This is a genomic window from Streptomyces sp. NPDC020996 (assembly GCF_040641355.1).
Lineage (GTDB): Bacteria > Actinomycetota > Actinomycetes > Streptomycetales > Streptomycetaceae > Streptomyces.
On the sequence record NZ_JBFADM010000008.1, the window covers coordinates 59,362 to 69,971 of the forward strand.

Below are 10,610 nucleotides of genomic sequence, written 5' to 3' on the forward strand. Positions count from 1 at the left end.
CGCTTGGCCGCGCGGGGCGGCCGCGGTGCGGGAGGCCGGCCGTACCCGGTCGGGTCGGCCGGGAAGCCGTCCCCGGTCGGCTGGGAGGGCGTGCGCGTCAGACCAGGCGGACCGGCTTTTCCGGGCGTATGCCGGTCTCCACCAGCCACTCCCGCAGTGGGGCCGGGTCGCCGTCCTCGACGAGCCGGAGGACGCGGGGGGTCAGGTCGGTGGCGCGCCGGCCGTGGAGCAGCAGCGAGGGGCCGTCCAGCCAGTCGAGGCCGGGGGTGGCGCCCGCGGTGTCCATGGCGGCGCAGCACACCATCGCGGTGACGTGGTCGGCGAGCAGTTCGCGGCCGGTGCGCGGTGGCTGGAGCGGGAACAGGGGCAGCGCGCCCTCGTCCCAGAACGCCGCGTCGGCTCCCTGGCCGGCGGAGTCCGGCGCGTCGCGTCCCGGCGGGGCCGCCGCCTCTTCGCGGGCCAGCTCGGCGGTGATGCCCGCGGCGAGGACGGCGGCCGCCTCGCTCACGTCGTCGCCGTCCCCGCCGTACCCGCCGTCGCCGCCTTCGCCGTACGGCGCGTCGGGGGCGTCCGGGTGGGGGGAGGGGGTCGGCGAGGCCGGGCTCGGTGGGGTGCGCTGCGGCGGGGTCGTCAGGTGGTCGAGGATGCGGGACAGGGTCGGGCCGTCGGGGGCCGGGGTCTCGGGGCCGCGGGCGGCGGGGCCCTGGGGGCGGCCGACGCCGAGGGCGTCGAGGACGCGGTGGAGGCGGGCCGCGTCGATGCGCCACTTGCGGTCGACGACCTCCTCCGGATACTCCCGCCAGTCCACGGGCGCCCAGTCGGGGCCGGTCTCCGCCGGGCCGCCGTGGAAGAGGCGGGCGGCCAGCAGCGAGGCCGCCTCGTCCACCGCCCCGGGCTCCTCGAGCAGGTCGCAGGCGGGGCGCTCGCCGAGGCGGGAGGCGAACCCCTCGGCAAGGCGGTCGCGCCGGGACAGTTCGGTGAGCGCGGCGACGACGCCGGCGTCCAGGCGGGAGGGCCAGCGGCCCATGCGCCAGGCGGGCAGCGCCACCCGGGTCAGCAGCCGGTCCCAGCCCGCGTACGCCAGGCCCACCTGCTCCTGCGCGACGATCCGGAGGCCGTAGTCCACCGTCTGTGCACGCTCCGCGGCCGCGGCCGCGACCCCGCGCTCCATCTCGGCCGCGTGCTCCCGGCAGCTGCGCAGCAGCAGGCGGGCCACCCAGCCGAGCCCCGCGCAGCCCACCCGGGTCAGCGGGCACCGGGCGGGATCGGAGGAGACGGCGACCGCGGCGTCGAGACCCCGCACGAAGCGGCGGGCCGCCGCTATGTCCGGGTGCGCCGAAGGTCCCGTACCGGCGACGACGGGGGCGAGGACCGCGCGCAGCTCGCCGACCCGCATCCACCACAGGAAGGGGGAGCCGATGACCAGCACGGGGGCGGCGACGGCACGGCGGTGGAGGCCGCGTACGCCGGTCATCTCGTCGTGCTCGGCCGGCGGCCCGTACGCCCGGCGGCCCGGACGGACGCCCGCGGGCGGACCGTGCGCCGGGTGGGTGCGGTCCTCCAGCCAGCTGTCGCAGTCCGGGGTGAGGGCTATCGCCGACGGCGCCGGGACGTCGAGGCGGTCGGCGAGGTCGCGCACCATCCGGTACAGGTCCGGGGCGGACTCCTCGGCGATCGGCACCGTGGGGCTCACTGCCGGGCGGGCACGGGCCACCACCAGGCCGACGGCGCCGGCGGCGAGCAGCACGAGGGCGGCGACGGGGATCAGCACCCAGCGGGCGGCCTGCCAGAAGGGGCCCACGAGGTGTTCCGTGGAGACGCCGGCCAGCAGCACGACGGCGACCGCCGCGGGCAGCAGGGCGACGGCCAGTGCCCGGCTGCGCACGCGCAGCACGGCGAGAGCCCTGGCGCGCGCGGCCTGCGCACCCGCCTCCACACCCGCACCGGTACCGGTCACGAGCGACCTCACCCCCTCCCCGGCTGTCCCGGGCGCCTGGCCTTCCTGGCGTTGCTCATTCCCCCACTGTGGCACTCGGCAGTGACATCGCAATGTCGGCGGGGCCAAGTGCCGGAACGCTTGCGCGGCACCATAGTTGGGGCCCCGGCCCACGTCAGCCGGATGGGGCATCGGTCACTCGATGGAATGGCTTTGGTCAGAGGTGGGTGACAGAAAGCGAAGATCAGGCCCATGATCGGGGCATGCGACAGGCCCCGTTCCGAAGACGGAGACGGGGCCTGCGGGGTTCGTCCGTGCGACGCCGGAAGCTGTCCGGTCAGATGCCGTCCGGTCAGCTGGCGGCCGCCTTCGCGGCGATGTCCGTGCGGTGCTGGGAGCCGTCGAGGCCGATGCGGGAGACGGCCCGGTAGGCGCGGTCGCGGGCCTCGGTGAGGTCGGCGCCGGTCGCGGTGACGGACAGCACGCGGCCGCCGGCGCTGACCACGGCGTCGCCCTGCCGCTTCGTCCCGGCGTGCAGGACGTAGGCGTGCGGGGCGTCCTGCGCGGCCACCTCGTCCAGGCCGGTGATGGGGTCGCCGGTGCGCGGGGTGCCGGGGTAGTTGTGCGAGGCGACGACCACGGTGACCGCGGCGTCGCCGCTCCAGCGCAGCGGCTCGAGGTGGGCGAGGGTGCCGTTCGCCGCGGCGAGCAGGACACCGGCCAGCGGGGTCTTGAGCCGGGCCAGCACCACCTGGGTCTCGGGGTCGCCGAAGCGGGCGTTGAACTCGATGACCCGCACCCCGCGGGAGGTGATCGCGAGTCCGGCGTACAGGAGACCGGAGAAGGGGGTGCCGCGGCGGCGCATCTCGTCGACCGTCGGCTGCAGGACGGTCTGCAGGACCTCCTCGACCAGCTTCGGCTCGGCCCACGGCAGCGGCGAGTACGCGCCCATGCCGCCGGTGTTCGGGCCCTCGTCGCCGTCCAGCGCGCGCTTGAAGTCCTGGGCGGGCTGGAGCGGGACGACCGTCTCGCCGTCGGTGATCGCGAAGAGGGACACCTCGGGGCCGTCGAGGTACTCCTCGATGACGACCCTCTCGCAGCCGGCGGCGTGCGCCACGGCCGCGTCGCGGTCGTCGGTGACGACGACGCCCTTGCCCGCGGCGAGGCCGTCGTCCTTGACGACGTACGGGGCGCCGAAGGCGTCGAGGGCCTGCTCGACTTCCTCGGGGGTCGTGCAGACGTAGGAGCGGGCGGTGGGGACTCCGGCCGCCGCCATCACGTCCTTGGCGAAGGCCTTGGAGCCCTCGAGCTGCGCGGCTTCCCCGGAGGGGCCGAAGACCGGGATCCCTGCCTCGCGCACGGCGTCGGCGACCCCGGCGACGAGCGGCGCCTCCGGGCCGACGACGACGAGCCCGGCCTCCAGTTCGGCGGCCAGCGCGGCAACGGCCTTGCCGTCCAGGGCGTCGACCTGGTGCAGCTCGGCGATCTCGGCGATGCCGGCGTTGCCGGGCGCGCAGTGCAGCGCGGTGACGGCGGGGTCGAGGGACAGGGAGCGGCACAGGGCGTGTTCGCGGGCGCCGCTGCCGATGACGAGGACCTTCACGGGGTCAGCCTAACCGGCGGAACCCGTTCTGCTTTGTGCGGGCTTCCGAAGGGCGCGCGGCGCGCAGGTGGTGCGTTCCTCCAAAACGCCGTCCGGCGGGGGCGGGGAGGAGGCGCGCAGGATCAGGGGGCGGGGAGGAGGCGCGCAGGATCAGCCGCCCGGCTGGTGCCGGGCGGGGCCACGGCGGCCAGTTTCACTCGTTCGAGAACTCCTCCACAACCGTCGCTCCCAGTTCCCGCACGATGAGTTCGTGGCCGGAGAGGGCCGACTCGTTCAGGTCGGGGTCGTCGTCCTCGGGGATGTCGTCCTCGGGGGCGACCGGAGGCGGCGGCTCCGGGGCGGCCGGCCGGGACACCGGTCCGGGGGCGGCCGGGGACGGCGCGGCCTGGGACGGGGTGGGGGCGGCCGGCCGGGGCGTGGGGGACGCCGGGCGTTGCTGCTGGGGGGTGCCGCCGTACCCGCTGTTGAAGCCGGAGGGACCGGAGTGGCCGCCGGCGGGGGCGGGGGGCGCGGAGCCGCCGGACGGGTCGACGACCGCCTCGATCTTCCACTGGACGTGGAACTGCTCGGCCAGCGCCTGGCGCAGTACGTCCTCGCTGCCGCTGCTCGTGAAGTTGTCCCGGGCGCCCGCGTTGACGAAGCCCAGCTGGAGGGTCGTGCCGTCGAAGCCTGCCACCTGGGCGTTCTGGCTGAGCAGGATCCAGGTGAAGCGGCGGCGGTTCTTGACCGCTTCCAGGATGTTCGGCCAGAGCGTGCGGGGGTCGAGGCCGCCGCTGGGTGGTGCGTAGACGGGCGCGGCCGCCGCCGGCGCGGGGGCAGCCGGTGCGGGCGCGGCGGCTGCGCGGGCTGCCGGGGCTGCCGGGGCCGGTGCGGGCTGTCCGGCACCGGCGGGGGTGGCCGTGGGCCAGCCACCGGGCCGACGGCCGCTGCCGGCCGGGGTCGCGGTGGGCCAGGCGCCGGGGGCGGGGGCAGCCGCCGGGGGCGACTGCGGCTGCTGGGGTCGGCCGGGGGGAGGGGTGACGGGTGCCGCGGGGACGGCGGGTGCGGGCGTGGGTGCGGCGGCTGCGGGCGCCGCGGCGGGCGCCGCGGCGGGCAGGCCGGAGCCCGCTCCGTTCGCCACGCCACCCGCACCGGGCATCGCGCCGCCGGGTGCCGCGGGGGCGCCCGCCGCCGGGCCCGCACCCGGCGCCCCGGAGCCCCGTACGGCAGCCCGGACCGCCGCCGGGCCGCCGCCGGGCGGGACCGGCGCTCCGCCGGGCACCGCTCCCCCGGGCGCGTGCGCTTCCGGCCCGGGCGCGTAGCCCATCGCGGGCGCACCGCCGCCTCCGGAGAAGCTCACCCCGCGCTCGATCCGGTCCAGCCGGGCCATCACGGAACGCTCGTCCCCGTAGGCGGCCGGCAGCAGCACGCGCGCGCAGATCAGTTCCAGCTGCAGGCGGGGGGAGGTCGCGCCCCGCATCTCGGTCAGCCCCTGGTTGACGAGGTCGGCGGCACGGCTGAGCTCGGCCGCGCCGAAGGTGCCGGCCTGGGCCTGCATCCGCTCGACGACGTCGGCGGGCGCGTCGATGAGCCCCTTCTCGGCCGCGTCGGGCACGGCGGCGAGGATCACGAGGTCGCGCAGCCGCTCCAGCAGGTCGGCGACGAAGCGCCGCGGGTCGTTGCCGCCCTCGATGACGCGGTCGACGACCTCGAAGGCGGCGGCGCCGTCACCGGTGGCGAAGGCCTCGACGACGGAGTCGAGCAGCGAACCCTCGGTGTAGCCGAGCAGAGAGGTGGCCATGGCGTACGTCACGCCGTCCGCCCCGGCGCCGGCGAGCAGCTGGTCCATGACGGACATGGAGTCACGCACGGAACCGGCGCCGGCGCGCACGACGAGCGGCAGCACGCCCTCCTCGACGGGGATGTCCTCCTTCTGGCACACCTCGCCGAGGTAGTCCCGGAGGGTGCCGGGCGGCACGAGCCGGAACGGGTAGTGGTGGGTCCGCGACCGGATGGTCCCGATGACCTTCTCCGGCTCGGTGGTCGCGAAGATGAACTTCAGGTGCTCGGGAGGCTCCTCGACCACCTTGAGCAGCGCGTTGAAGCCGGCCGACGTGACCATGTGGGCCTCGTCGATGATGTAGATCTTGTAGCGGCTGCTCGCGGGGCCGAAGAAGGCCTTCTCTCGCAGCTCACGGGCGTCGTCCACACCACCGTGGGAGGCGGCGTCGATCTCGATGACGTCGATCGATCCCGGCCCGTTCCTCGCCAGGTCACGGCAGGACTGGCACTCCCCGCACGGCGTCGGCGTCGGCCCCTGCTCGCAGTTCAGGCACCGGGCCAGGATGCGCGCGCTGGTCGTCTTGCCGCAGCCGCGCGGCCCGCTGAACAGGTACGCGTGATTGACCCGGTTGTTGCGCAGCGCCTGCTGCAGCGGGCCGGTCACATGCTCCTGCCCGATGACCTCGGCGAACGACTCCGGGCGATAGCGGCGGTACAGCGCGAGAGACGACACGCATACGAGGTTATAGGCGCCCACTGACAACCCACCCGCCCGCCGACGCAAGCGCCCCCCACGCACCCGCCAGAGCCGACCTACCCTTGCTGCCTTCCGGCCCTGGGGGAGTTCAGTCAGATAGCGCCGCGTGAGGGGCTCTGCACAGAGTACCTGATCGCGACAGCCCGGATCGAGTTCGCAAGCACTCCTCTCGGTCATGTAATGTTTCCGACGGAGGATTCGCCTAGAGGCCTAGGGCGCACGCTTGGAAAGCGTGTTGGGGGCAACCCCTCACGAGTTCGAATCTCGTATCCTCCGCCACCGCTGGACTGCGGAAATGAAGGCTCCGACCGGATCTCGGTCGGAGCCTTCATCGTGCCGTGGCTGCAGTTCCCGGTTACCGCCCGTCGAGGACGGCCCGGCACACCCGCCACTACATCGCTGCGTGCCGCTGCGATTCAAGCGCGATCGGGACCGGCTGCTGGAGCTTGTCGACCGGCTGCAGGAGGAACACGGGCCGGTCACCGATGACGAGCGCGCGGCAGCCCTCGCGGAACTGGAGGATCTCGACGCCGAGCACGAGCTCCGCCGCACCGCCGGAGGACACGATGCCGGAGAGGCCGCGTGAAGAAGCGCGCCGGTGAGCGCATGCAGCGGCCACTGCGCGTCTTCGTACTCGACGGCGAAGCCCTGTCCCTGGCCGTGCGCGGCGACCGCAGGATGATCGCCTGGCTCGACCTCGCGGCCAGGGGTGAGGCCGAGGTGGTGACGTCTCCCATGACGCTGGTCGAGGCGTACGACGGCAGAACCACCGAGCAGCGCTGGGACTGGGTGCTCTCCCGGCTCGAGGTCGCCGCCATCGGAAAGGACGAGGCCCGCCAGGCCCGCCAGGCCCGGCGTCTCCTGGCCGACGCCAAGCTGCACGGTCACAAGTACGCGATCGATGCCGTGCTCGCTGTCGTGGCACGCCGGCAGAAGGGGCAGGTCACCGTCTTCACCTCGGACGTGGACGACCTTGAGAAACTCCTCCCGGACACCATCGTCGTCAAGAAGGTATGACCCGGCGCAGGCGAGTGGCTGGTACCGGCCACGTGGCCGGAGCCCGACGGAAACCCGGCGCAAGCCGTCAACGCTCGCTGGGGGGGAACCTGTCCTCATTCGGCAACCGCTGATCACGGGGATGCGCCATCCTTGGACCCGGCGCCGGGGCTCCGGCCCCGCTGCGACTCCTGGTCCGACGAGGTGCATCCCACGTGAAGTCCCGATCAGCGCTGACGACATGGCTGAGCAGCCTCGACAGCTCTCGTCTGGCACGCGTGCTCGAAGCGCGCAAGGACGCCATGTCTCCTCCGGAGCCACGCTCGGTGGGGGAACTGGCGGACCGTCTTCAGCGCCCGGGATCGGTGGGACTGTCCCTGCCACTGCTCGCGCTGCCGCACCTCCAGGTGGCCGAGGCGGTGGCGGCGCTGGGTGCGCCCGCGTCGCGTGCTGCCCTGGCGGAGCTGCTGGGGGCGGTGGACGACGAACCCGCTCGCGAACTGGACGCCGTGCTGGAGGTGCTGGCCGATCATGCTCTGGTCTGGCCGGACGGCGCGGGGAAGCTCCGCATGGCCGGACCGCTGCGGCAGGCGTGGGACGCGCCCCTGGGCCTGGATGCTCCGCTGGAGCAACTGCTCGCGGGCGCGACCTCCGACGAACTGCGCGACATGCTGGCGGCACTGGGCGTCAAGCCGCCGGGCACCAAGTCGCAGCGGCTGGCCGCGCTGGTGGAACACCACAGCGACGCGGAACAGGTTGTCTCGGTGGTCGCGAAGGCCCCTGCGGCGGCCCGGAAACTGCTCGAACGCCGCGTGGCGGGTGGGCCCGCGCAGCCGCGGTTCATCGTGTTCGGCGCTCCCGGTCCCGGCCTCGAACCGGGCGCCCGGTGGGCGCTGGACCGGGGGCTGCTGATCCAGGACCGTCACGGCTACGGTCCGGCCCGTATGCCGGCCGAGGTGGCGCTCGCGCTGCGCGGGCCCGGCTGGCACGCTCCGTTCGAACCCGTCCCGCCTTCCGTGCGATCGGCGTCCGTCACCCCGGTGGAGGTGGACCGGGAGGCATCAGCCGCAGCCACGGCGTTCGCGTCCCATGCCGCCTCGGTCCTCTCGGCCTGCTCGGCTACCGCGCCGGCCCGGTTGAAGTCCGGCGGGGTCGGTGCGCGTGAACTGGCCCGCATCGGCAAGGCCGCGCAGGCCGACGACGCCGTCGTACGCCTTGTCCTCGAGACCGCGTACGCCGCCGGACTCCTGGGCCGGGACGGCAGTCGCGTGGCGCCCACCGAGGCGTACGACGTCTGGGCGGAACAGGAACCTCCGGAGCGGTTCGCCGTGTTGCTCCAAGCGTGGTGGAACCTGCCGCTCACCCCGACACGAGCACGTGACGAGGACAACAAGGCGCTTCCCGCGCTCGCCGGTGCACCGCCCTGCAATGGCTGTGTGCAGGCCCGCCACGGGCTGCTGGCGGCAGCCGGGCGGCTTGCGGTGGGGCAGGGCGTGACGGTCGCCTCGGATCTGGGCCCCCTGATCGCCTGGCACCGCCCGCTCGCCCACTCGTCGCTCTCGGACGGAACCCCGTTCGCCACTGTGATCCGTGAGGCCGAGATCCTGGGCGTGCTGGCTCGCGGCGCCCTGTCCGCCTTCGGCATCCATCTGCGATCCGGCGACACCGAGGGACTGGACATCGAGTGCCGGCGGCTGCTGCCCTCGGCCACCGCGACGGCCCGGATCGGCGCCGACCTCACCGCCGTCGTCACCGGCACCCCGTCCGCACGACTGGCCTCGCTGCTGGACTCCCTCGCCGACCGTGAGACCACCGGCACGGCGTCGGTGTGGCGGTTCAGTCCTGGCAGCATCCGCAAGGCCCTTGATGCGGGGCACTCGCCGGACCGCCTCGTCGCCGACCTGGCCGCTGTCGCCGCCGGGCCACTGCCGCAGCCGCTGTCGTACCTGATCGCGGACACCGCGCACGGCCACGGGCGCGTGCGCATCGCCCCCGCCGCCTGCGTCCTCCACGGCGACGAGCCCGCACTCCTGGCCGAACTCGCCGCTCACCGCAAGCTCGCCAAGCTCGGGCTACGGCAGCTGGCGCCGACGGTGCTGATCAGCCGCAGCCCGATCGACACGACCCTCGCCGCGCTCCGGGACGAGGGATACGCCCCTGTCGCCGAGACTGCCGAGGGCGCGGTACGGATCGAGCGAACCCGGCCTCCGCGGGCCCCCGCTCCCGTGCCGGCTCCGCGCGGCATCGCCGCGCGGGACGGTGGCCGGATCGTCGCCACAGGCGTGGCGAAGGCACCCGCCCGAGTGGTGGACCCGGACATCTTGGCGGCCCAGCTGCTGAAGGTGCCTCCGACGCTTCCCGAACCCGCGCCGTTCGACGGAGGACCGGCCTTCGCCACGGACACCGAGGAGATCGTCGCAGGGTGGGCGAAGCGCCTGCCGTACAGCGACGTCCGTCAGCTCGCCCACGCCATCGACACCGGTGAACCCATCACCGTCGAGTACGTCGCCACCTCGGGCAACCGGACGGTGCGCACTCTCAGCCGCCTCATGCTCGACCCGCCCTACCTCGAAGCCTGGTGCCACCTGCGGGAAGACGAGCGCGTTTTCACCCTCTCCCGTATCCACAGCGTCATGAGCCTCAGGCCTGAATGAGAGCGAATGGTAGAGATGGCGACAGTATCTCCATCGATACTGTCGCCGTCGGGAGATCGCATGGCTCAGTCAAGCGGCTGGAGAATTCCGCGTTCGACAGCCACGACGAGGAACTGCTCACCGCCTGGCGCAGGGCGTGAGCCGGAACCGAACCCTGGTGGGACACCGCCCAGAGGGCCGGACCGCTCGAGCGGTCCGGCCCTCTGGCGTTCGCCCGTCTGGTGGGCGTGGGGGCACGGTGGGAGCGTCACCGGGGCGACGGCCGGTCAGGGGGAGCGTCACCGGGCCGACGGCCGGTCAGGAGTGACCGCCACCGCCGGACGCGTGGTGACTGTGGCCGCCACCGCCGACGGATTCGTGGGTGCTCTTTCTCTGGGAGGCGGCGTGCTGGTTCAGGACCTTCATGATCTCCGAGGCCAGGGCGTCCGCCAGGGTAGGTGCGAGAGCTTCCGCCATTGCGGTCGCCAAGGCCTGCGCGAAAAGCACCCTTTCCAGTTCCGAGGAACGGGAAGGCGGCCGGGCCAGGAACTCCACGGCCGCTTCCATCAAAGCTCCAGCGAGTGGGGCTTTTCCATGCTTGACACCGGTGCCGTTGTGTGTGATCCCGGCATCGCGCACCATTTCCTCGAAGACCTCATCGATGAAGGCCTCCACGGGATCCCGTTCCGATTCTCCGCCGGACTCAGCTGCCATTGTCGTTCCTCAAGTCTTCGGTTGCCTTGCGGGACCTGCCCCCCGGCGCCGACGACGCCGACGACCGGAGGGCAGGGGTGTCGCCTTTTCCTGTCAGCGGCGCATGAGCGCGGCCAGCAGCAGCGGGTGCTGGATGATCGACTCCTCGCCCCCGCGCTCCTCACGACGGCGCATCAGCGCGGCCAGCAGCAGCGGGTTCTGGATGATGGA

At 73.8% G+C, this 10,610-nt stretch carries 7 protein-coding genes, 1 tRNA gene and 1 other RNA gene; 4 read left to right on the forward strand and 5 right to left on the reverse strand.

From position 1 onward, the window contains the following. Window positions 1-97: 97 nt before the first annotated feature. The 4 genes from AB0G63_RS08520 to ffs form a co-directional block, all read right to left on the reverse strand. The gene (locus tag AB0G63_RS08520) at window positions 98-1,957 is read right to left on the reverse strand and encodes a hypothetical protein (RefSeq protein ID WP_360746294.1); all 1,860 of its coding nucleotides are present in this window, start codon (window positions 1,955-1,957) and stop codon (window positions 98-100) included. Window positions 1,958-2,288: 331 nt separating this feature from the next. Then, window positions 2,289-3,539 carry a phosphoribosylamine--glycine ligase gene (gene purD, locus AB0G63_RS08525; RefSeq protein ID WP_360746297.1) on the reverse strand — a complete coding sequence of 417 codons (1,251 nt, stop codon included), beginning with the start codon at window positions 3,537-3,539 and terminating at the stop codon, window positions 2,289-2,291. 193 nt (window positions 3,540-3,732) lie between these two features. Continuing rightward, window positions 3,733-6,033, reverse strand: a complete 2,301-nt coding sequence (locus AB0G63_RS08530) for a DNA polymerase III subunit gamma and tau (RefSeq protein WP_360746300.1) — start codon at window positions 6,031-6,033, stop codon at window positions 3,733-3,735. 47 nt (window positions 6,034-6,080) lie between these two features. Continuing rightward, window positions 6,081-6,175, reverse strand: an RNA gene (ffs, locus tag AB0G63_RS08535) — signal recognition particle sRNA small type. Between the two features lie 73 nt (window positions 6,176-6,248). Here ffs and AB0G63_RS08540 point away from each other — a divergent pair. From AB0G63_RS08540 to AB0G63_RS08555, 4 genes are all read left to right on the forward strand, one after another. After that, window positions 6,249-6,336: transfer RNA gene (locus tag AB0G63_RS08540), tRNA-Ser, on the forward strand. A 124-nt stretch (window positions 6,337-6,460) separates the two neighbouring features. Next, complete coding sequence (locus AB0G63_RS08545) at window positions 6,461-6,643, forward strand: hypothetical protein (protein ID WP_360746303.1); 183 nt, start codon at window positions 6,461-6,463, stop codon at window positions 6,641-6,643. Further along, complete coding sequence (locus tag AB0G63_RS08550; protein ID WP_360746306.1) at window positions 6,640-7,074, forward strand: PIN domain-containing protein; 435 nt, start codon at window positions 6,640-6,642, stop codon at window positions 7,072-7,074. The genes AB0G63_RS08545 and AB0G63_RS08550 overlap by 4 nt, the downstream gene beginning before the upstream one ends. 194 nt (window positions 7,075-7,268) lie before the next feature. Next, entirely contained in the window at window positions 7,269-9,707 is a 2,439-nt protein-coding gene (locus tag AB0G63_RS08555) for a helicase-associated domain-containing protein (RefSeq protein WP_360746309.1), read from the forward strand. A 297-nt stretch (window positions 9,708-10,004) separates the two neighbouring features. On the opposite strand, the gene AB0G63_RS08560 is transcribed toward AB0G63_RS08555, so the two are convergent. After that, entirely contained in the window at window positions 10,005-10,400 is a 396-nt protein-coding gene (locus tag AB0G63_RS08560) for a hypothetical protein (RefSeq protein WP_360746312.1), read from the reverse strand. Between the last annotated feature and the right edge of the window lie 210 nt (window positions 10,401-10,610).